Source organism: Acidovorax temperans (assembly GCF_006716905.1).
Lineage (GTDB): Bacteria > Pseudomonadota > Gammaproteobacteria > Burkholderiales > Burkholderiaceae_C > Acidovorax > Acidovorax temperans.
Genome location: NZ_VFPV01000001.1, coordinates 1578282 through 1599324 on the forward strand (window position 1 = coordinate 1578282; position 21043 = coordinate 1599324).

General features: G+C 65.4%; 22 protein-coding genes. 13 read left to right on the forward strand and 9 right to left on the reverse strand.

Annotation, left to right across the window (positions count from 1 at the left end; translation table 11 throughout):
- The first annotated feature begins 71 nt into the window (after positions 1-71).
- Positions 72-1343, forward strand: coding sequence for a multifunctional CCA addition/repair protein (locus tag BDD18_RS07585; RefSeq protein ID WP_142082254.1), 1272 nt, complete (start codon positions 72-74; stop codon positions 1341-1343).
- A gap of 57 nt (positions 1344-1400) precedes the next feature.
- Here BDD18_RS07585 and trxC read toward each other — a convergent pair whose 3' ends face one another.
- Positions 1401-1835: a thioredoxin TrxC gene (gene trxC / locus BDD18_RS07590; RefSeq protein ID WP_142082256.1), complete on the reverse strand. Its 435-nt coding sequence runs from the start codon at positions 1833-1835 to the stop codon at positions 1401-1403.
- Positions 1836-2023: 188 nt separating this feature from the next.
- On the opposite strand from trxC, the gene otsB reads away from it, so the two are divergent.
- Genes otsB through otsA form a run of 3 tightly spaced genes read left to right on the forward strand, consistent with a single transcriptional unit; the run spans position 2024 to position 5991 of the window.
- Positions 2024-2761 carry a trehalose-phosphatase gene (gene otsB, locus BDD18_RS07595; protein ID WP_142082258.1) on the forward strand — a complete coding sequence of 246 codons (738 nt, stop codon included), beginning with the start codon at positions 2024-2026 and terminating at the stop codon, positions 2759-2761.
- Complete coding sequence (locus tag BDD18_RS07600; RefSeq protein ID WP_142082260.1) at positions 2758-4563, forward strand: glycoside hydrolase family 15 protein; 1806 nt, start codon at positions 2758-2760, stop codon at positions 4561-4563. Before otsB ends, BDD18_RS07600 begins: the two co-directional genes overlap by 4 nt.
- 48 nt (positions 4564-4611) lie before the next feature.
- Positions 4612-5991: an alpha,alpha-trehalose-phosphate synthase (UDP-forming) gene (gene otsA, locus BDD18_RS07605; RefSeq protein ID WP_142082262.1), complete on the forward strand. Its 1380-nt coding sequence runs from the start codon at positions 4612-4614 to the stop codon at positions 5989-5991.
- Between the two features lie 51 nt (positions 5992-6042).
- Here the strand turns inward: otsA and BDD18_RS07610 are convergent, their stop codons facing one another.
- Both BDD18_RS07610 and BDD18_RS07615 read right to left on the reverse strand, forming a co-directional pair.
- The gene (locus BDD18_RS07610; protein WP_015015883.1) at positions 6043-6237 is read right to left on the reverse strand and encodes a DUF2905 domain-containing protein; all 195 of its coding nucleotides are present in this window, start codon (positions 6235-6237) and stop codon (positions 6043-6045) included.
- Positions 6238-6252: 15 nt separating this feature from the next.
- Positions 6253-7350 carry a class I SAM-dependent methyltransferase gene (locus BDD18_RS07615; protein WP_142082264.1) on the reverse strand — a complete coding sequence of 366 codons (1098 nt, stop codon included), beginning with the start codon at positions 7348-7350 and terminating at the stop codon, positions 6253-6255.
- A 38-nt stretch (positions 7351-7388) separates the two neighbouring features.
- Here BDD18_RS07615 and BDD18_RS07620 point away from each other — a divergent pair, with 38 nt between their 5' ends.
- From BDD18_RS07620 to BDD18_RS07660, 9 genes are all read left to right on the forward strand, one after another.
- Complete coding sequence (locus tag BDD18_RS07620; protein ID WP_142082266.1) at positions 7389-8174, forward strand: hypothetical protein; 786 nt, start codon at positions 7389-7391, stop codon at positions 8172-8174.
- Entirely contained in the window at positions 8171-8962 is a 792-nt protein-coding gene (locus tag BDD18_RS07625; RefSeq protein WP_142082268.1) for an SDR family oxidoreductase, read from the forward strand. The genes BDD18_RS07620 and BDD18_RS07625 overlap by 4 nt, the downstream gene beginning before the upstream one ends.
- Positions 8962-9375, forward strand: a complete 414-nt coding sequence (locus BDD18_RS07630; protein ID WP_142082271.1) for a dihydroneopterin aldolase — start codon at positions 8962-8964, stop codon at positions 9373-9375. The genes BDD18_RS07625 and BDD18_RS07630 overlap by 1 nt, the downstream gene beginning before the upstream one ends.
- A gap of 8 nt (positions 9376-9383) precedes the next feature.
- The gene (locus BDD18_RS07635; protein WP_370541162.1) at positions 9384-9773 is read left to right on the forward strand and encodes a dihydroneopterin aldolase; all 390 of its coding nucleotides are present in this window, start codon (positions 9384-9386) and stop codon (positions 9771-9773) included.
- A gap of 4 nt (positions 9774-9777) precedes the next feature.
- The gene (gene ttcA / locus BDD18_RS07640) at positions 9778-10746 is read left to right on the forward strand and encodes a tRNA 2-thiocytidine(32) synthetase TtcA (RefSeq protein WP_211360693.1); all 969 of its coding nucleotides are present in this window, start codon (positions 9778-9780) and stop codon (positions 10744-10746) included.
- A gap of 139 nt (positions 10747-10885) precedes the next feature.
- Positions 10886-11497 carry a DUF4136 domain-containing protein gene (locus BDD18_RS07645; protein ID WP_142082578.1) on the forward strand — a complete coding sequence of 204 codons (612 nt, stop codon included), beginning with the start codon at positions 10886-10888 and terminating at the stop codon, positions 11495-11497.
- A gap of 6 nt (positions 11498-11503) precedes the next feature.
- Positions 11504-12142, forward strand: a complete 639-nt coding sequence (locus BDD18_RS07650) for a histidine phosphatase family protein (protein ID WP_066697744.1) — start codon at positions 11504-11506, stop codon at positions 12140-12142.
- Positions 12126-13295, forward strand: coding sequence for a DSD1 family PLP-dependent enzyme (locus BDD18_RS07655; RefSeq protein ID WP_142082273.1), 1170 nt, complete (start codon positions 12126-12128; stop codon positions 13293-13295). The genes BDD18_RS07650 and BDD18_RS07655 overlap by 17 nt, the downstream gene beginning before the upstream one ends.
- A 37-nt stretch (positions 13296-13332) precedes the next feature.
- Positions 13333-15150 (forward strand): lysoplasmalogenase family protein, encoded by a 1818-nt coding sequence (locus BDD18_RS07660; protein ID WP_142082276.1) that lies wholly within the window; start codon positions 13333-13335, stop codon positions 15148-15150.
- Between the two features lie 19 nt (positions 15151-15169).
- Here the strand turns inward: BDD18_RS07660 and BDD18_RS07665 are convergent, their stop codons facing one another.
- Genes BDD18_RS07665 through BDD18_RS07685 form a run of 6 tightly spaced genes read right to left on the reverse strand, consistent with a single transcriptional unit; the run spans position 15170 to position 20967 of the window.
- A complete protein-coding gene (locus BDD18_RS07665) occupies positions 15170-15940 on the reverse strand; it encodes an ABC transporter ATP-binding protein (RefSeq protein WP_142082279.1) in 771 nt (256 codons plus the stop codon).
- Between the two features lie 7 nt (positions 15941-15947).
- Complete coding sequence (locus BDD18_RS07670; protein ID WP_244939007.1) at positions 15948-16823, reverse strand: ABC transporter permease; 876 nt, start codon at positions 16821-16823, stop codon at positions 15948-15950.
- Positions 16723-17160, reverse strand: coding sequence for an ABC transporter permease family protein (locus BDD18_RS22460; protein ID WP_244939008.1), 438 nt, complete (start codon positions 17158-17160; stop codon positions 16723-16725). The genes BDD18_RS07670 and BDD18_RS22460 overlap by 101 nt, the downstream gene beginning before the upstream one ends.
- A gap of 10 nt (positions 17161-17170) precedes the next feature.
- Positions 17171-18508 (reverse strand): efflux RND transporter periplasmic adaptor subunit, encoded by a 1338-nt coding sequence (locus BDD18_RS07675; RefSeq protein ID WP_244939009.1) that lies wholly within the window; start codon positions 18506-18508, stop codon positions 17171-17173.
- Complete coding sequence (ruvB, locus tag BDD18_RS07680) at positions 18505-19563, reverse strand: Holliday junction branch migration DNA helicase RuvB (protein ID WP_142082282.1); 1059 nt, start codon at positions 19561-19563, stop codon at positions 18505-18507. The genes BDD18_RS07675 and ruvB overlap by 4 nt, the downstream gene beginning before the upstream one ends.
- A gap of 36 nt (positions 19564-19599) precedes the next feature.
- Entirely contained in the window at positions 19600-20967 is a 1368-nt protein-coding gene (locus BDD18_RS07685) for a trypsin-like peptidase domain-containing protein (RefSeq protein WP_244939010.1), read from the reverse strand.
- Positions 20968-21043 lie beyond the last annotated feature (76 nt).

A 21043-nucleotide genomic window follows, 5' to 3' on the forward strand; every position in this document is an offset into this window, starting at 1 on the left:
GGGCAGACAGAACGATAAAGGCGCTACACACAACGGCAGCAGGGTGGGCCCAGCTCTATAAACTCGGCCCCATGCAAATTTACATGGTTGGCGGCGCGGTGCGTGACCGCCTTTTGGGCCGCCCCGTCAATGACCACGACTGGGTGGTGGTGGGTGCCACGCCCGAGCAGATGCTGGAACTGGGCTATTTGCCCGTGGGCCGCGATTTTCCGGTGTTTCTGCACCCTGAAACGCGCGAGGAATACGCGCTGGCCCGCACCGAGCGCAAGAGCGGGCGGGGCTACCGGGGCTTTGTGGTGGAGAGCTCGCCCAACGTCACACTGGAAGAAGACCTCTCCCGGCGCGATCTTACTATCAATTCCATAGCTAGCAGCGCTGATTCAACGGGCGCTACCGTACTATTTGATCCATATCACGGCGTGCAAGACCTGCAGGCCCGGCTGCTGCGGCATGTGACCGACTCGTTCCGCGAAGACCCGGTGCGCATCCTGCGCGTGGCCCGCTTTGCGGCGCGTTTTACCGACTTCACCGTGGCACCGGAAACCATGCAGCTGATGCGCGAGATGGTGGAGCACGGCGAGGTGGACCACCTGGTGCCCGAGCGCGTGTGGCAGGAACTGGCGCGCGGCCTGATGGAAGCAAAGCCCTCGCGCATGTTCGAGGTGCTGCGCGAGTGCGGGGCGCTGCAGGTGCTGCTGCCCGAAGTGGCGCGCCTGTGGGGCGTGCCCCAGCCGCCCCTGCACCACCCCGAGGTGGACACCGGCGTGCACCTGATGATGGTGCTGGACATGGCCGCCCGGCTGAACGCGCCACTGGTGGTGCGCTTTGCCTGCCTGGCGCATGACTTTGGCAAAGGCACCACGCCAGCGAATATCCTGCCCCGCCACATTGGCCACGAGGAGCGCAGCGCCAAACTGCTGCGCAACGTGGCCGAACGGCTGCGCGTGCCCGTGGACTGCCGCGAAACCGCCGACGTGGTGGCGCGTGAGCACGGCAACATCCACCGCAGCGGCGACCTGGGCGCAGCAGCGCTGGTGCGCCTGCTGGAGCGCTGCGACGCCATCCGCAAGCCCGAGCGCTTTGCCGATGTGCTGCTGGCCTGCGAATGCGATGCGCGAGGCCGCCTGGGGTTTGAAGACGCCGCCTACCCGCAGCGCCCACGCCTGCTGGGGGTGCTGGCCGCCGTGCAAAGCGTGGTCACCCGCGACATTGCAGCCCACGCTGCCGCCCATGGTCTGGCCGGCCCACAAGTGGGTCAACTCATCCACCAGGCGCGCATTGAAGCTGTGGCGCAGTGGCTGCACAGCGGTGCATCACCTTCGCCAGAACCCCACGGGGCCTAGATCACGGCAGACGCGAGAGGCCGACAGCCCCCGGCAATATCGCTGTGGCTCGCGGATTCACACCACCGAGCGTATCCAGCGCACGATGTCCGCAGCCCCCAGCGCGCCCGAAATGCGCGCCACCTCGCGCCCTTGCTGGAACAGGATCATGGTCGGAATGCTGCGGATGGCATAGCGCGCCGCAATGGCCTGGTGGTCTTCGGTGTTGAGCTTGGCCAGGCGCACGCCGGGTTCCAGCTCGCGGGCGGCCTGCGCAAAGGCGGGCGCCATCTGTCGGCAGGGACCACACCACGGGGCCCAGAAGTCCACCAGCACCGGGATATGGCTGCGCGCCACATGCTTGTCAAAGCTGGTCGCATCCAGCTCCAGCGGCGCCCCTGTAAAAAGTGGCTGATGGCATTGGCCGCAATCGGGCGCGCTGCCCAGGTCGGCGCTCTGCACGCGGTTGGTGGTATGGCAATGGGGGCAGACGATGTGCAGGGCTTCGGTCATGGCGCGGCAAGGGTTAGGGGCAAAAAGCTTGCTGATCACATGGCGCCGCAGGTGCGCTGTTTCAAGAGTATGCGTTGCCATCTGCGGCCACCCCCGTTGCAACCGGTCGCAGACCTTGCGCGCGTTTACCAGCCCTGAATCCCCCTGGTGGCCGTGCCTGCATTGCAGCGTCTGCTATGGTTTGGCGCATGCAGCTGCTCCCCACACTGACAACTGCCCATGCGCTTTTTCTGGATTTCGATGGCACGCTCACCGAGCTGGCGCCGCGCCCTGAGGCGGTGCGCGTCGCCTCGGGGCTGATTCCCACGCTGTCATCGCTGCACGCCCAGCTGGGTGGCGCGCTGGCTATCGTGACCGGCAGGCCCGAAGCCGATATCGACGGATTTCTGGCGCCGCTGCGCCTGCCACTGGCGAGCGAACATGGGGCCCAATACCGCCTCTTTGACACTTCGGTGCCCGCCACCGCACCACCCGCCCTGGAGCCCGTCTTGCAGGCCGCCCAGGCCCTGGCCGCGCGCCACCCCGGCCTGCTGGTGGAGACCAAACGCGTGAGCGTCGCCCTGCACTACCGCCTGGCGCCCCACCTCGAATCCCTGTGCCACGACACGCTGGTGCAAGCCATGCGCGAGGTGGACGGTGTGGAACTGCTGCGCGGCAAATGTGTCTTTGAAGTGAAACCCCGTGGCGTTCACAAGGGCCAGGCCATCATCGACTTCATGACGCAGCCCCCCTTTGCGGGCCGCACGCCGGTCTTTGTGGGCGATGACGTTACCGACGAGGCCGGCTTTGCCGCTGTGCAGTCGCTGGGCGGCTGGGGCATCAAGGTGGGCGAAGGGCCCACCATGGCACAACACCGCTGCATGACATCAGCCGCACTGCGGGGCTGGCTGTCGTCTGCACGCACAACGCTGGAGCGCGAACGATGAACACCGCCACCACACACCCCCAAGCGGGCTCGCTCAACCTTGGGATGATCGGCAACTGCGCCATCAGCGCACTCATCGACGACCACGCCCGCATGGTGTGGTGCTGCCTGCCGCGCTTTGATGGCGATCCGGTGTTCAACGCCCTGCTGCAGCCCGGGGATGAGGGCAGCCACTTTGCGATCGAGGTGGAAGACCTGGCATCGGCCCACCAGTGGTACGAGCCGAACACCGCCATCCTGCGCACGCAGTTATTCGACAAGGCGGGACATGGCATCGAGATCACCGACTTTGCGCCGCGCTTTTACAATCGCTCGCGCTACTTCCGGCCCATGACGCTGGTGCGCCGGGTGCGGCCCATCCAGGGCGCGCCGCGCATCCGGGTGGCGCTCAAGGTGCGCTACGACTGGGGCCAGACCACGCCCGAGATCACGCGCGGCAGCAACCACATCCGCTATGTGGGCGAGGGCATGACACTGCGCCTGTCCACCGATGCACCGGTGTCGCATGTGCTGTCGGGCCAGGCGTTTGTGCTCACGCGCGAACACAATTTTTTGCTGGGAGCCGACGAAACTCTGGTGGACGGCATTGCCGACACGGCCCGCCACTTCGAGCAGGAGACCACGGCCTACTGGCGCAGCTGGAGCCGCGCGCTGGCCATCCCGCTGGAGTGGCAGGACGCGGTGATCCGCGCAGCCATCACGCTCAAGCTGTCGCTGTACGAAGAAACCGGCGCCATCGTGGCTGCCATGACGACCAGCATCCCCGAGTCCGCCCACAGCGGCCGCAACTGGGACTACCGCTACTGCTGGCTGCGCGATGCGTTTTTTGTGGTGCGCGCGCTCAACAGCATCTCTGAAGTGGGCACCATGGAGGACTACCTGCGCTGGTTGAGCAACGTGGTGGTGGAAGGCGGCGACGGCCACATCCAGCCGCTCTTTGGCATCGGGTTGGAGAAAGACCTGCCCGAAAGCTTTGTGCCCCAGCTGGCGGGCTACCGGGGCATGGGCCCGGTGCGCGTGGGCAACCAGGCGGCCGAGCATTTTCAGCACGACGTGTACGGCAACATCGTGCTGGGCGCGGCCCAGGCCTTTCATGACCACCGCCTGCTGCACCGCGCGGGCTTGGCCGAATTCAAGCGGCTGGAACAGGTGGGCGACAACGCCGTGCGCGTGTACGGCCAGCCCGACGCGGGCATGTGGGAGCTGCGCACGCGCGCCCGGGTACACACCTCGTCGGCCCTGATGAGCTGGGCCGCCTGCGACCGGCTGGCCAAGATCGCCGCCACGCTGCAGCTGGCCGACCGCGCCAGCCACTGGCAGCACCATGCCGACCGCATGCGCGCCGAGATTCTCGACCAATCGTGGTGCGAAGAACGCCAGGCGTTTGCCGAGAGCTTTGGCGGGCACGAGCTGGACGCCAGCGTGCTGCTGATGGCCGAGGTGGGTCTCATCGACCCCAAGGATCCGCGCTTTGTGAGCACCGTGGAGGCCATGGAAAAGAGCCTGTGCGATGGCCCCTACATGCGGCGCTACGAGGCGGCCGACGACTTCGGCAAGCCCGAGACGGCCTTCAACATCTGCACCTTCTGGCGCATCGACGCGCTGGCGCGCATTGGCCGCAAGGCCGAGGCGCGGGCCATCTTCGAGACCATGCTGGCCGCCCGCAACCCGCTGGGCCTGCTGTCGGAAGACACCCACCCCGACACCCGCGAGATGTGGGGCAACTTCCCGCAGACCTATTCGATGGTGGGCGTGATCAACGCCGCCGTGCGCCTGTCGGCGCCCTGGGACAGCGTGATTTGAGGCGCTGTCCGACAGCGGTGGGGACCGATCTACAACGATGATCGGTCCATGAGCCGCCTCGTCGTCATCTCCAACCGCCTTGCCGATCCGCGCAAGCCCGCCGCCGGGGGCTTGGCCGTGGCCCTGGGTGAAGCCCTCAACCAGACCGGAGGGCTCTGGTTTGGCTGGAGCGGCACGGTGGTGGAGGGCGGCACACCCGGCGAGAGCGAATTGCACACCCGCCAGGCCGGCCCCGTCACCCTGGCCACCGTGGACTTGTGCCGCGAAGACCACGACAGCTACTACCACGGCTACAGCAACAGCGTGCTGTGGCCGGTGTTCCATTACCGGCTGGACCTGGCCGACTTCAACGCTAGCTACATCGCAGGCTACCGCCGCGTGAACCAGATGTTTGCGCGCAAGCTGCTGCCGCTGCTGCGCGACGACGATGTGATCTGGGTGCACGACTACCACCTGATCCCGCTGGCCGCCGAGCTGCGCGCCATGGGCTGCAAGCAGCGCATCGGGTTCTTTCTGCACATCCCCATGCCGCCGCCGCTCATCATGGCGGCCATCCCGCAGCACGAATGGCTGATGCGTTCGCTGTTCGCCTACGACCTGGTGGGCCTGCAAAGCGAGGCCGATGTGGCGCATTTCACGCGCTATGTGCGCAACGAAGGAGGCGCCGAAGCGGTGGACGAAAAGCGCGTGCGCGCCTTTGGCGCCACGGTGGTGGTGCAGTCGTTTCCCATCGGTATCGACGTGGACGAATTCACGCGCCTCACGCACGCCCCCGACGCGGTGGAGACTTACGAGAACATGCGCGATGAGTATTCGCGCAGGCGCCTGCTGCTGGGCATTGACCGGCTCGACTACTCCAAGGGCATCCCGCATCGCGTGCGCGCCTTCCGCGAGCTGCTGGACCGTTACCCCGAAAACCGGGGCAGCGCGACGATGATCATGATCGCCTCGCCCAGCCGCGATGACGTGCACGCCTATGCCGACCTGCGCCAGGAGCTGGAGGGCCTGTGCGGCTCGGTCAACGGCGACTATGGCGAGCTGGACTGGATGCCCGTGCGCTACATCCACCGCATGGTGGCGCGCAAACGCGTGCCGGGCCTGTGCCGCGCCGCCGCCGTGGGGCTGGTCACCCCGCTGCGCGACGGCATGAACCTGGTGGCCAAGGAATATGTGGTGGCGCAAGACCCGGACAACCCCGGCGTGCTGGTGCTGTCACGCTTTGCCGGTGCGGCAGAGCAGCTGAAAGAAGCACTGCTGGTGAACCCCTACGACCCCCAGGGCATGGCCGACAGCATCCAGCAGGCGCTGCAGATGCCGCTGGCCGAGCGGCAGGCGCGCCACCAGAAGCTCATGGCGCGCATCAAGGAACACGATGTGCACTGGTGGCGCAAGGCATTCATGGATGCGCTGCAGGCCTCTGCGGACTGAAGCCATTGACACCCGTCACAGAGGGCGCTCAGACCTCTCCTGCAATCCCGCTCACACCCACTTGGCAATCAGGCTGACCACAAAGCTGAGCAGCACGGTGCTGGCCAGCGGAATGAACCAGTCGCGCCCAAACAGCTTGAACTTGAAGTCGCCCGGCAGGCGGCCCAGCCCCAGGCGCTGCAGCAGCGGCGACAGGCCGTTGATGAACACCAGCGCGAGGAAGATGACGATGAGCCAGCGGAGCATGGGGTGCCTGCGCAGTCAAAGCCGGTGCGACCGGTCTCCGCGCGAAAACCCCACGGGCTCCCACGCATCGCCCGCGCCCAGGGCCAACACCTTGAACAGCTCGCCCATTTCGTGCTCCATGATCAATTTGGCCGCTGTCGCCCGCTCCGCTTGCGCGAGCAGCTCCATTTTTGATAGCAAACCGCAGTTGATGAGAAAGTGCGCCTGGGTGGTGTAGCCCAGCACCTGCATACCCGCCTCTTGCGCGGCCAGAGCCATGGCGGTGAAGTTGACGTGGGCGGTGATGTCCTTGCGGCCCACATCGACGAGCGGGTCGCCGTCGGCCAAATGGCCCTGGTGGCACATCACCGTGCCCATATGACGCTGGGGGTGGTAGTACTCGTCTTCGCCAAAGCCATAGTCCAGCAAGAAGGCCCCACCCCGCTCCAGACGGTCGGCCAGCATGCGGATGAAGCCTTCGCCCTGGGCGTGGATTTCGGTCAGGTAGTCCTGCGGGCCTTCGATATCGATGGGCGGGCGCAGGTCGGTGGGGCGGTCGGCCCAGGCAAAACTGCCGTCTTCTGCCACCACCACACCGCGCTCGTGCCACACACCGCCTTGCTGGCCACCGTGGCGCGCCAGAAGTTGCACAGGCATGGCATCCAACACCTCATTGCCCACCACCACGCCGCTGAACTTTTCGGGCAGCGCATCCACCCAGCGCAGCTTGTGGGCGTGAGCGATCAGCTTAGCCTGCTGGCGGGCCCGCAGGCTGCCGGACAAGTCGACGATGGTGTAGCGCTGCACCTGGTCGCCCAACGCATCCAGCAACTGCAGCGCCAGCGCGCCGGAGCCTGCGCCAAACTCCCAAACTTCATGGGTGCCAGTGCGCTCCAGCGCCTCGCCCACCTGCACGGCCAGCGTCTGGCCGAACAGGGGCGTGAGCTCGGGCGCGGTCACAAAGTCGCTGCCCGATTCGGGCAGGGCGCCGAATTTGGTGGAGTCGTTGGCGTAGTAGCCCAGGCCGGGCGTGTACAGAGCCAAGGCCATGAAGCGGTCAAAACCCAGCCATCCACCCTCGGCGGCAATGGCCTGGGCAATGTGTTCAGCAAGTTCTTCAGTGAGGACAGTCATAATTCGCCCGCCGACAAAACGCCCTCTATGCACACCACATGAGCGATTCATCCAACCCTTCTAGCGCACAGCCCTCGTCTGAGGTCGTGCGTTGGTTACAGTCTTTGGCGCTGCCCTTGTGGGCGCGTGGAGTTCTGGTCATTGTATTTCTCGCCGTCATGCTGGGCGGCCTCGGGTTGGTGGTATGGGCCGTCTTCAACCGGGACAAAGAGTCCATGACAGCAGCCATCAGCCTGCTCACCGTAGCGCTGCCTGTCAGCCTTATTGTGATCGGGCTGGTGTTTGGTCAACGCAGCGAAAAACGCCTTGCCAACATTACCCATACCATTCTCGATAAGCTCATTCCTCAGCAAGTACAAGAAATTGCCTGCCAGTCACGAAAGCTCCAGCTCACACCACTTCTGCGCACGGGATGCAGAGCGACCTACACACTGACCGCACAGCAAGGACATAATTCACTCAAGTCTCCACTGCGGTTCAGCGTAGAGTTGAATGTGCGCAAGGTGAATGTGATGTTCAGCCTGCCTGACGCCATCCAACCTGCAGGGCCGCTGGATAAAAATCCGGCACTTTCGGCCTACCAGCATGTGATTGCCGGGGCCCAAGCAGAGGGCTACCGCTTGAACTCCGAGTTGGCAGAGTACGGCGGCGAAGATGGCGGCAGAGCCCTGCTTTTCTTCCGTGCTCTTCCTGATGATTTCTTGCTGCGCCCCATGGAAAAACTCTACTTTACACAGGATCTGGGTTTTTTTGTACGCGGCATCCTTGAAGCACAGGAAACAACCCCACCCTCTACAGCTGCACCCATTGCAAAACTCACATGAACAATAAAAACTGGGTTTTGATCACCGGGGGCGCCCACCGGCTTGGCCGAGAAATCGCCCTGGCTTTCGCCAAAGCGGGCTGGAGCGTTCTGTGCCACTACCGCACATCGAAAGACAGCGCACAGAAAACCCGACAGGAAGTGCAAGATGCTGGAGCAGACTGCCTGCTGGTGGACATGGATCTTGCCCAAGACAATGCGGCAGAGCTGCTGATGGATCAGTGCGTGCAGCTCACTGGACAGCCTCCGCAGTGCATCGTCAACAACGCTTCGATTTTCGAGGCGGATGACGCACCCTCGGCAACCGCCGAGGGACTGCAAAGGCACTTCCAGGTCAACACGGTAACTCCGCTGCTTTTGGCCAATGCCCTCTACAACCGAGTGCGCCAAGGATCTGGCGTTGCCCACGGGACACATTGCGTAATCCATGTGCTGGATCAGAAAGTGCACAACCTGAATCCCGATTATTTCTCCTACACCGTCAGCAAGCTGGCGCTGGAGCGCAGCGTGGCGCTGCAGGCGCAGGCACTGGCTCCCACAGTCAGGGTGTGTGGACTCTCGCCAGGACTGATGTATCTCAGTGGCCCACAAACCCAGACCAATTTCGACAAAGCCAGCTTGGTTAACCTAGTTCAAAAACGCATTGACCCCGCAGATGTGGCCCAAGGGGCGCTATTCATGGCACAAAACCCCAGCATCAATGGCTGCACACTCAGAACAGACAACGGCCAGCACCTCATTCCATTGAGCAGGGATGTGATGTGGGCCATCGAAGAGGCTGCCCATTAATGAACTCCATTCTTCTGGCCTTTGGAGCCATAGACCCACGACTGGCCACAGATTGCCGTGCACTGAGCCTGCGCCAGCATGAGGTGATGGTTCGCATTGGTGTACACGACTTTGAACGTACCGCACCACAGCGCATCTGGTTTGATGTGGATCTGTGCGTGAAGCTCGAACTGGCCCCTGCCACCCAAGACGACATCTCGGAAACCGTCGATTACGACTTTGTCCGGAAAACGATTTTTGAATGCGTCGGCGAGCGGCATCACGAATTACAAGAAACCCTTTGTGATGGGATTTGTGATGCATTGCTCCAGCGGCAAGAGATTCATGCCGTGCGTGTTTCCACCCGAAAGCCCGATGTCTACCCCGACTGCACGTCAGTGGGGGTAGAACGGGTAGCCATCAACCCCTGGTGACAAACGTGATCACCCCAACCCAGAACATCCCCCCACGTGCAGGTCTTCAAACCCTGACGCTGACCGGTTTGCGCTTCGATGCCAACCTGGGCATCCTTGAGCACGAAAAAATCGATCCGCAGCCGATCCAGGTCGATGCCGAACTGAGCCTGGGCGTGCAGCCCCTGGCCCCGCGCGACGACGACATCAGCCACGTGCTGGACTACCGCCGCGTGCGCCAGATCATCATTGACGAGTGCACCGCCGAGCACGTGAACCTGCTCGAGAGCCTGATCGGCAAGCTGGCCAACCGGCTGATGCAGCTGCCCGGCGTGCTGGGCGTGCGCGTGAAGATTGCGAAGCTGGAAATTTTTGACGATTGCGAAGTGGCGATTCGCATGGAAACGGGGCAGTGGTAAACCTATGAACGCAGTGATCAACAACCCCAATCCCACCACCACCGGCTGGACCGACGAGGCCGAAGCATCGCAAGAGCCTACGGCCAACGCAGCCCGCCTGAAAATCGAACGCGAAACCCACAAGCTGGAAAAGCGCCTGTGCCGCGAGGTGGGCAAGGCCATCGTCGACTTCAACATGATTGAAGAAGGCGACAAGGTGATGGTGTGCATGTCCGGCGGCAAAGACAGCTATGCGCTGCTCGACATCCTGCTCAAGCTCAAGGCCCGCGCGCCCATCCACTTTGACCTGGTGGCCGTGAACCTGGACCAGAAGCAGCCGGGCTTTCCTGAGCATGTGCTGCCCGAATACCTGGCCAGCACCGGCGTGCCCTTCCACATCGAGAACGAAGACACCTACAGCATCGTCAAGAAGCTGATCCCCGAGGGCAAGACCACCTGCAGCCTGTGCAGCCGCCTGCGCCGGGGCATTCTGTACCGCGTGGCCGATGAGCTGGGCTGCACCAAGATCGCCCTGGGCCACCACCGCGACGACATCCTGCAAACGCTGCTGCTCAACATGTTCTTCGGCGGCAAGATGAAGAGCATGCCGCCCAAGCTGGTCAGCGACGACGGCAAGCATGTGGTGATCCGCCCTCTGGCCTATGTGGCCGAGAAAGACACCGCCCGCTGGGCCGCGCACCGCAACTTTCCCATCATCCCGTGCAACCTGTGCGGCAGCCAGGAGAACCTGCAGCGCAAGCAGGTGGGCGAGATGCTGCGCGAGTGGGAAAAGCGCTTCCCCGGCCGCATCGAAAACATGTTCAACGCCCTGCAGAACGTGGTGCCTTCGCACCTGCTGGACGGCAGCCTGTACGACTTCAAGAACGCCCGTGCCACCGGCGTGGCCGACGAAAACGGAGACAAGGCGTTTGACAAGGAAGAGTTTGCGCCCGCGCCCACGCTGCCCGGTGTGCAGGTGGTGCAGATCGGTTGAGGAATCTTTGACCCAGCTTCACGCTCTGACTGCTTGAATCTATAGCCAGGCGGCCGTTCCCCCTGAAGGCCACCCCAGCCAGCGCGCTGCACCACTCACTGCAGCCATCCACCGCAACCGCTTCAGGAGACTTGCCATGATGACTTTGCAATGGAAGAAATGTGCCGTGCTGCTGGGCATGGCCGCTGTGCTGGCCGGGTGCGCCACCCACCGCGTGGTGGAAGGCGATGTACGCAGCTTTTCCAGGCTGCCCGCCGCTGTCACCGCCCAGCAGCCCATGACGTACCGGCTGGAGCGCCTGCCCTCGCAGCAAACGCCCTCGTTCGACCCCATCCTGGCGCTGGCCGAGCAAGCCCTGGCGCGCGCCGGGCTGCAGCGCAATGATGAAAGCGGCCAATGGGTGGTGCAACTGGGCGCGCAGGCGGGCTTCACTCCGCGCCGCGACCCGTTTGATGACCACCCGCACTGGGCCTTTGGCGGCCTCGGCTGGTATGGCGGGCGTGGTAGCTGGGGCATGAGCGGCCTGTGGCAGGTGGGTGCACCCGCCCCGCTGCACCGGCGCGTGGTCAGCATCGTGATGCGCGATGCGCGCACGCAGGAGGTAGTCTACGAAACCTCGGCCGTGCACGAAGACGTGTGGGTGTCTGACCCCGCGGTTTACGGCGTGCTGTTCGACGCCGCGCTCACCGGCTTTCCCCAGCCACCCCAAGGCCCGCGCCAGGTGCGCATTCCCTTACCGACCCAGCCCTGACATTGCATGGACGCCACCCGCATCATCGCCATCCGCCACGGAGAAACCGCCTGGAACGTGGACAGCCGCCTTCAGGGCCATCTGGACATTCCGCTGAACGACGTGGGCCTGTGGCAAGCCCGCCAGGCGGCGCTGGCGCTGGCCGATGAGCCCATCGACGCCATCTACAGCAGCGATCTGCAACGCGCCTGGGTCACGGCCCGCGCCATCGCAGAAACCACACAGGCGCCGCTGGCCGCCCACCAGGGCCTGCGTGAACGCAGCTTTGGCGTGCTGCAAGGCCACACCTTTGAAGAGCTGGAAGCCAAAGAGCCAGAACAAGCGTACCGCTGGCGCAAGCGCGACCCCGCCTTTGCACCCGAGGGTGGCGAATCGCTGATCGCGCTGCGCGAGCGCATCACCGCCACCACCCATGCCCTGGCAGCCCAGCATATGGGCGGGCAGATCGTGCTGGTGGCCCACGGCGGCGTGCTGGACGTGCTGTACCGCGCCGCCACCCGCCAGGACATTCAAGCCCCGCGCACCTGGCAACTGGGCAATGCGACCATCAACCGCCTGCTCTGGACACCCGATGGTCTCAGCCTGGTGGGATGGGCCGACACGCAGCACCTGGACAACGCCGTACGCGATGAAAACCACGCCTGACGCCCTCGCCGCCCTCATCGGCCAGCGGGTAGACCTGATCGACACCCCCGCCCTGGTGGTGGACCTGGACGCCATGCACCGCAACATCCAGCGCATGGCCGACTTCGCCCGCAAGCACCAGGTGCGCTGGCGGCCCCACGCCAAGATGCACAAGAGCGCCGAGCTGGCCTTGTTGCTGCAGCAGGCCGGGGCACAGGGCGTATGCGTGCAAAAGGTCTCCGAGGCCGAGGCGCTGGCCGCTGGCGGCGTGCTGGACATCACCATCACCAACGAGGTGATTGCCATGCCCAAGCTGCACCGCGCCGCGCGCCTGGCCACGGCCCTGGCCAGCCGGGGCGGCCGCCTGGGCGTGGCGGTGGACAGCGCGGAGGGCATCGAGCGCCTGGCCGAAGCGATGGCGCAGTCTGGCAGCGACGCGGGCATGGATGTGCTGGTAGAGATTGACGTGGGCCAGGGCCGCTGCGGTGTGCCGCCGGGCGAGCCCGCCGTGGCCCTGGCGCTGGCGGTGGCCCGCCACCCACGGCTGCGCTTTGCCGGGTTGCAGGCTTACCATGGCCGCGCCCAGCACTTTGCCAGCGCCGCCGAACGGCGCGAAGCCATTGCCCGCGCCGTGCAGCAGGCGGCGCACACGCGCGGCCTCATCGAAGCCGCCGGGCTGCCCGTGCCGCTGGTCACGGGCTCTGGCACCGGCACGCTGGTGAACGAAGCGGCCAGCGGGGTGTATGGCGAGCTGCAGGCGGGGTCGTTCCTTTTCATGGACGCCGACTACGCCCGCAACGAACGCGACCCCGCGCAGCCCGCGTTCGAGCACGCCCTGTTCGTCAAGACCCAGGTGATTTCCGTGCGCGACACCCATGCCGTGTGCGACGCGGGCCACAAGAGCCACGCCATCGACTCGGGCCTGCCCACCGTGGCCCATCTGCCTGCCGACCGGGCGTTGCGCTACGCCAATGGGGGCGACGAGCACGGCCTGCTGTACGCCGAAGGCGACAAGGCGCGCTTACCCGCCCTGGGCCGCATGCTGTGGCTGGTGCCCGGCCATTGCGATCCGACGGTGAACCTGCACGATTTTTTGATCGGCGTGCGGGGAGGGCTGGCGCAAGGCACGGTGGAGCGGATCATCAGGGTTGATGCCAGAGGTGCGCTGACCTGATCAGGGAAACAATCGGCGGACATTTTTGGTGTCCTCCATGAGCCCCAGCCAGATCATCGTCCTCGCCACCCCCGTCTTTCTGCTGCTGATCGCCATCGAGCTGGCCGTGGGCTGGCGGCGCCAGCGCAACACCTACCGGCTGGCCGATGCGGTCAGCAGCATCAGTCTGGGCATGCTCAGCCAGACCAGCGCGGCCTTCACCCACCTGCTGCGCATCGGCATCTATACCGCCCTGTTCGAGCATGTCGCGCTGTGGCGCAACGATGCCTTCTGGACCAGCCTGCCCGGCTGGCTGCTGGCGCTGCTGTTCTACGACTTTTGCTATTACTGGCTGCACCGCATGGGGCACGAATCAGCCGTGCTGTGGGCCGCGCACGCGGTGCACCACCAGAGCCAGGACTACAACCTGAGCACCGCGCTGCGCCAGACCAGTTCGGGCGCGCTGCTGGGCTGGGTCTTTTACGTGCCCATGGCGCTGGCGGGCGTGCCGCCAATAGTGTTCGGAGTGGTCGCACTGATCGACCTGCTCTACCAGTTCTGGGTGCACACCGAGCAGGTGGGCAAGCTCGGCTGGTTCGACCGCTGGTTCTGCAGCCCGAGCAACCACCGCGTGCACCACGCGGTGAACGATGCGTATCTGGATAAGAACTATGGAGGCATCCTGATCCTGTGGGACAGGCTGTTTGGCACCTTCAAGGAGGAGGATGCGCTTGACCGATGCGCGTACGGCACACGTGGGCTGCTCAACAGCTGGGATCCGCTGTGGGCCAACGCGCAGGTGTACGCCGGGCTGGCGCACGACAGCTGGCACGCACGTAACTGGGCAGACAAGCTCAAGGTCTGGATCAAGCCACCGGGCTGGCGCCCTGCCGATGTGGCGGAGCGTTTTCCCAAGCCCGCCTTCAGCATGGCGCAGATGCAGATCTTTCAGCCGCCCATGTCACGCGCGGTGCAGTGGTTTGCGCTGGTGCAGTTTGCGGTGCTGCTCACGGGGGTGGGCGCTTTTTTATGGCAGGCCGACACCGCACCACTGGCGCACAACGCCATCTGGTTTGCGGTGCTGCTGGTGGGGCAATGGGCTTTGGGCGCGGTGATGCAGGGGCGCATCGGCATGCTGATGGCACTGATGCTGCAAAGCGCTGCGCTGGCCACCGCCACCGGCGCGCTGGGGTTTACCGAATGGCACTGGCTGTTCAAACCGCTGACGATGATTTTTGCTCTTTTTTTAGTAGCTGCTAGCGCTTACTCAACAAGCGCCAGAGACCAATTTGATTCAAAGAACTGGCTTCTGCTGGCTGCCGCGTTGGCTGGATCGCTGGCGGGGGATGTGTTCCTCATGTTCCAGGGCTTTTTCATCCCTGGTCTGGTGAGTTTTCTGGTGGCGCATCTGTTCTATGTCGCGCTGTTCAAACGCGGGCAGGTATGGTTTCCCCACCGGGGGGTGCTGGCCGCCACGTTGGGCATTGGCCTGGGCATGTACGCCTTTTTATGGACGGGAGGCCTGCCCCCTGCCCTGCGCGTGCCGGTGGCCGCCTACGTACTGGTGATTGCGCTGATGGCCGCGCAGGCCATGGGCCGGGCGACCGTGCTGCGCAGCGGGCCAGCACTGCGGGTGGCGCTGGGGGCGGGGTGCTTCATGCTGAGCGATTCCTTGCTGGCGACCGACCGGTTTGTGACGCCCCTGCCATGGGCCCCGGTGTGGGTGCTGTCCACATACTACGCAGCGCAGATGCTGATCGTCAGCGGCTGGCTGGCGGGCGAGGCGCCCAATAAGGCAGTAGCCGGCACCCGAGGCTTCCCTGCTCGCGGCGCCAAGCAATTTTCAACCAAATCAGGCTCTAGCGCTCTTCTGTAAAGCGCAAGCAGCTATCAACTTAATAGCATCCACCCTGTCTAACACACCCGTGCGGTGCCGGCTCCACACCCTCGGTGATGGCCTCATCGCGCGCAATGCGGCCGTCAATCAGTTCCACCAGCCGGTCGCATCGCGCGGCCAGGCGCGGGTCGTGTGTGACGACCACAAAGCTCGTGCCCCGCTCGGCGTGAATGCGGCGCAGCAGGGCAAACACTTCAGCAGAAGAAGCCGTGTCAAGGTTGCCCGTGGGCTCGTCGGCCAGCACCAGCGGCGGGTTCATGACCAGCGCGCGCGCAATGGCCACGCGCTGCTGCATGCCGCCCGACAGCTCGGCCGGGCGCTTGTTCATGGCCTGGGCCAGGCCCACGGCGTCGAGCAGGCTGCGCGCATGGTCGCGGTGCGCGCGGCTGACGCGGCCTTCGGCCATGAGGGCGGGCAACGTGACGTTCTCCAGCGCCGAGAACGCTGGCAGCAGATGGTGGAACTGAAACACAAAGCCCAGCGTGCTACGGCGGCGCAAAGTCAGGGCCGCATCGTCCAGGCCCTGCACTTCTTCGCCATCCAGCCGAAAACTGCCGGACGTCATGCGCTCCAGCAGGCCCAGGATGTTGAGCAGGGTGCTCTTGCCCGAGCCCGAGGGCCCCATCAGCGCGATGAATTCGCCCCGGCGCACCTGCAGATTGATGCCGTGCAACACCTCGGCCTCGCTGGGGCGGCCCAGGTTGTAGCTTTTGCGCACGGCATCGAGCGCAATCAATTCAGGGGGCAGTACAGCATCCGCGGTGTTCATCCAAGCCTCACATGCGGATGGCTTGCGCCGGGGCCACGGCCGCCAGCACGCCGCACACCGAGGCAATCAGCGCGATCTGCAGCGCCATGGGCAGCGGCAAGGCAATTGAAAACAGCGGCAGGCCATCCGAGCCGCGTACGAAGTGGGTGAACACCCAGATCAGCGCCACCGCCAGCAGCAGACCAAGCACCGAGCCCAGCGCCCCCACTACGGCACCCTGCACCAGAAACACCCGCAGCACCTGGCCCCGCGTGGCGCCCATGGCGCGCAGGATGCCGATCTCGCGGCCCTTTTGCACGACAGACACCACCAGCACACTGGCAATGCCCAACACCACCACCGCCAGCACCACGCCCCGGATGATGGAGGTGCTGACGGACTGCGCGTTGAGTGCCGACACCAGCTGGGCATTGCTCTCTTGCCAGCTCTCGATCTTGTAGGGGAACTGGCTTTGCAGCTCTCGCGCCAGGGCTTGGGCCACCCACACGTCCTTGAGGGTCAGGTCCAGCTGGGTGGCGCCACCGGGCAGCGCCAGCAGGCTTTGCGCGGCACGCAGCGGCACGATCACGGTGCGCCGGTTCAGGTCTTTCACGCCCAGGTCCACCAGTGCGGTCACGCGCACCGAATCGCTGACCGAGCCACTCACACTGCCCGTCTGCACCGTGAGGCGGTCGCCCACGCGCACCCCCAGGTCCTGCGCCAACTCACGGCCTATCACCGCCTCGCCTGGCGCCAGCCGCGCGCTGCCGCTGACGACCTTGGAGCGCAGGCCCACCACGCGGTCATAGCGGTCCAGCTCCACCCCCATGAGGGCAATGGCTTGTGATGCCTCGCCGCGCAGCGCCAGGCCCGAGCCCGACACCATGGGTGAAACACCTGCCACGGCGGGCAACCCTTCCAGCAAACGGCACCAGCGCCTGCCAGTTGGCTACCGAGCGCAAGCGCTGCGCGCGCGGCTGGGTTTCTGTCAGCGCGGCAGCGTCTGGCAATGCCGGGGCGGCTGGGGTGACCAGATCGTCCGGCGCGCGCAGCGTGACGTGCGCCTGGGCACCCAGCGTTTTGGCCAGGGTGTTGGCCTGCAGGCCGCTGATGAGCGCCGAGATATAGGCAATGACGGCAACGCCCGCGGCCACGCCCACGATGATGAGCACGGTCTGCATGCGCCCTTCGCGCAAGAAGCGCAGCGCCACGCGAAACTCGAAGCCGGGCCAGATCCACATGGCGGCAGGCTCAACGGCCCATGGTGCCGGTCAACGCAGAGGCTGCACCGCCCCCCTGCGCACTGCCCTGAGACGCCGTAGTGGGCGCGGGCGATGACGTGGTCCATGGCACTGTGCGGGCACGCACGCGTTGACCGTCCTGCAAGCTCGCATGGCCGCGCAGCACCGTGTCGCTTTCCTTCAGGCCGCCAAGCACCTCGACCGCATCCAGCGTGCGCAGGCCCAGCCGCACGTTGCGTACCTGGGCGCGCCCATCCTGCAGCACCAGCACGCTGGCTTGATCGCCACCGGCCGGTCCGCGCAAAGCGGCCTGGGGCAGCACCAGGGTGCGCTCGCGCCGGGCGGTCTCCACCTCCACCGACAAGGTCATGTCTTCGCGCAAAAAGGCGGGGGCTTGCTCAATCGAAAACTTCACCTCAATGGCACCGCGCTGCGCATCCACCGCCGGCGCGATGGACAGCACGCGGGCTGCAAAGCGCTGCGCCGCAAACGCATCGGCCACCACCCAGGCCGGCTGACCCAGTTGCAGCTGTTCCAGAAATCGCTCGTCCACCTGGGCCACCAGCTGCGTGGGCCCGGCCAGCGCCAGGCTGAGCAGGGCCTTGCCCGGCTGCACGATCTGCCCAGGCTCCACCTCACGCACCAGCACGCGCGCATCGGCGGGGGCCACCAGCGTGGCTTGTGCCAGGCGGGCCTGTGCAGCCACCGTGGCCGCTTGGGCCAACGCCAACTGGGCCTGGGCCTGGGCCACCTCGGTGCCCGCATCGGCAGTGGCCTGCAGTTGTGCTTGCGCACCGAGCTGCTGCGCCCTTGCCACGTCCACCGCCCGGCGTGCCTCGTCAAGCTGCGCCGGGCTGTAAAACCCCTCGGCCACCAACTGCTGCACCCGCGCCAGGCTGGCACTGGCAGCTTGCAGCGAGGCATCGGCCTGCGCCCGCGCTGCTTGGGCGGCAGTGCGGCCCGTGCTGCGAAGGCCTTCCAGCCGCGCCTTTGCCTGGCGCTCCGCCGCAACGGCCTGGGCCAAAGCGGCACGCAATTCGTCGGATTCGAGCTGCACCAGCACATCGCCCTGGCGCACCGGTGCTCCCTCCATCACCCGCACCTGGGCCACACGGCCGGTGACGGTGCTGCCCACATCCACCCGCGACAACGTGGCGACTCGCGCTGAAAACTGCAGCGTGCGCACCAGCGGCGCCGACTGAACCACCAGCGCATCGACCTGCGGGCCGCGCAACGTGGCCGCGCCCATGGCAACCGCCGCCACCAAGACAGCAGCGCCCAGCGCCCAGACCAGCCAGCGTCGATTCACCCGACCACCCTGGCTGCCAGTTGCTGCGTTTTTGCTCATTCAGAAAACAGCCCACCGGCCGCTTGCGGTGGCGCCACCCCCAGGTGGCGGAACGCCGCCAGCGTGGCGATGCGGCCACGGGGCGTGCGCTGCAGGTAGCCCTGCTGGATGAGGTAGGGCTCAATCACATCCTCAATGGTGCCTGCCTCTTCCCCAATGCTGGCCGCGATGTTGTCCAGCCCCACAGGGCCGCCATCAAAACGGTGGATCACGGCTTCGAGCAGCTTGCGGTCCATCACGTCAAAGCCTTGCGGGTCCACGTCCAGCATGGCCAGCGCCTTGTCGGCAATGGATTTGGTGATGCGACCGTCGCCCTTGACTTCGGCATAGTCGCGCACCCGGCGCAGCAGCCGGTTGGCAATGCGCGGCGTGCCACGCGAGCGGCGGGCGATTTCAAAACCGCCCTCCTCGTCCATGGGCGCATTGAGCAGCCCCGCACTGCGCTGCACGATACGGTCCAGCTCGTCGGCCGTATAAAACTCCAGCCGCGCCACGATGCCAAAGCGGTCGCGCAGCGGATTGGTGAGCATGCCCGCTCGCGTGGTGGCGCCCACCAGCGTGAACGGCTGCAGATCCAGCTTGATGCTGCGCGCCGCCGGGCCCTCACCGATCATGATGTCGATCTGGTAGTCCTCCAGCGCGGGGTAGAGGATTTCCTCGACCACGGGCGAGAGGCGGTGGATTTCGTCAATGAAAAGAACGTCGTTCTTTTCCAAATTGGTGAGCAGGGCGGCCAGGTCCTTGGGCTTTTCCAGCACCGGCCCGCTGGTCTGCCGCAAGTTCACCCCCAACTCGGCCGCAATGATGTGGCTGAGCGTGGTCTTGCCCAGCCCGGGCGGGCCGAACAAGAGCACATGGTCCAGCGCCTCGCCCCGCTTGCGGGCGGCACCGATGAAGATCTCCAACTGCTCCCGCGCCTTGGCCTGCCCAACGTACTCCTGCAGCAGCTTGGGACGCAGCGCCCGCTCCAGCGCCTCTTCCTGCGGCGAGACGGGGGCGGCGGAGATCACGCGCTTGGCGGGGGCGGGAGTGAAGTCGTCGGTCTGGATGGTCATTCGGGCAGGCTTGCACGCACGGTTGAGGATTGCTGATTACAAACCGGGCGTCAGCCAGGTCTTGATGGCCAGTTGGAACGGCAGGTCGAACCGCCCATAGAAATCGCGGCCTGTAGGCGCCTGGCAGCTGGAAGCGCCGCCGTAGAGTTGGCCAACCACGTAGCGTTTCGCATCAATGGTTGAAAACAGTCCCGAGCCACTGCTGCCACCCTCTGTGGTGCCTGACACCCAGCCAACCGAGTAGTAACGCCCGTCTTGCTGGGTGCTGGGGAAACATTGCTCGTTGCTGCAGTAACTGAACGCTTCAACGCTCCCGGCGCTGGTCTTTTGCAGGTCACCGCGTGGATGGTGGATGCCCAAAACCGGCGAGGACTGCGTCACCTGCCCAAAGTACGAGCCCGCGTACACGACGCCCTGAGGCGGCGCACTGTTCAGGCGCATGAACGAGGTGTCGGTCTGCGAATCAGCAAACAGTAGCGCAGCGCCTCCGGTGACCTTTTGCGCGCCCGGGTTGGCACTGGCCGTGTTGCATGACGTGGAGCGGTAGAACCAGTCAGTGGTCAGCGTCGACGCAACGGTCTGGGTCGAAATGCAGTGGTGTGCCGACAGGAAGTACGGAATTCTGCTCGACGATATGTCGTTGAGCAGCGTGCCCGTGCAAAGGTAGCTGCCGCCTTCCTGCACGAAAATCATGCGTGCCACGGCGCGACTTTCTGCATTGAGCTCGGCCTTGCACGACACGTCGATGTTGCAGCTGCCCGACTCGCCCACCTTGGCAAACGACGCGGCCGTGGCCTGATCGGGCGAGACGAAGAAGTGCGAGAGCGTGGGCACGGCGATATCCAGCTCTTCCAGCCGTGCCGCCACCGGCACCTGCAATTCCAGCGTGGTTTCGGCGCCGCCAAAATCGGGCCCCCAGTAGGTGCGTGCGGCATCGCCCTTGTCACCCGCGTCCAGATTGCGCTGAATGGTGCGTAGCACCTCTTCGCCCGTGATCTGCACGGCATCGCCGCCCGCCTGGGCATAAAAGCGCAGCACGGTGCCGGCCGGCAAATTGCGCACCAACACCCCCAGCCGAACGCCATGCGCGCCCTCGGCCTTGAAGCTGACGGCCGCCCGCTGCAAGCCGCCGCCCACGGCCTGCCACTGGAGCTGGCCCAGCATATCGCGCGGCCTGGCGGTGGCGGCCACGGGGCGGGCCACACCGATCTGCTGCGGGGCGCCTTTGGCGAGCGCCGCACGTTCGGTGGCCTTTTTCTCAAACCCTTGAGCGCTGGGTAGCGGGCCGAGGTTCACGGGGGTGGCGACCGGCCCACCCGTGCGGCGCGCCACCGCCGTAGCCGACATTTGGGGGGCCAGCCTGGGAAGACCGGTATCCAGCGCCTCGATGCGGTCGGTAACCACGGGCACAGGTGTGACGGGAGGCGGCGGCGGTGCGGAAGGTGGTGCGGGAGTGAGGGGCGGGTTAGGCTGCTCCGGG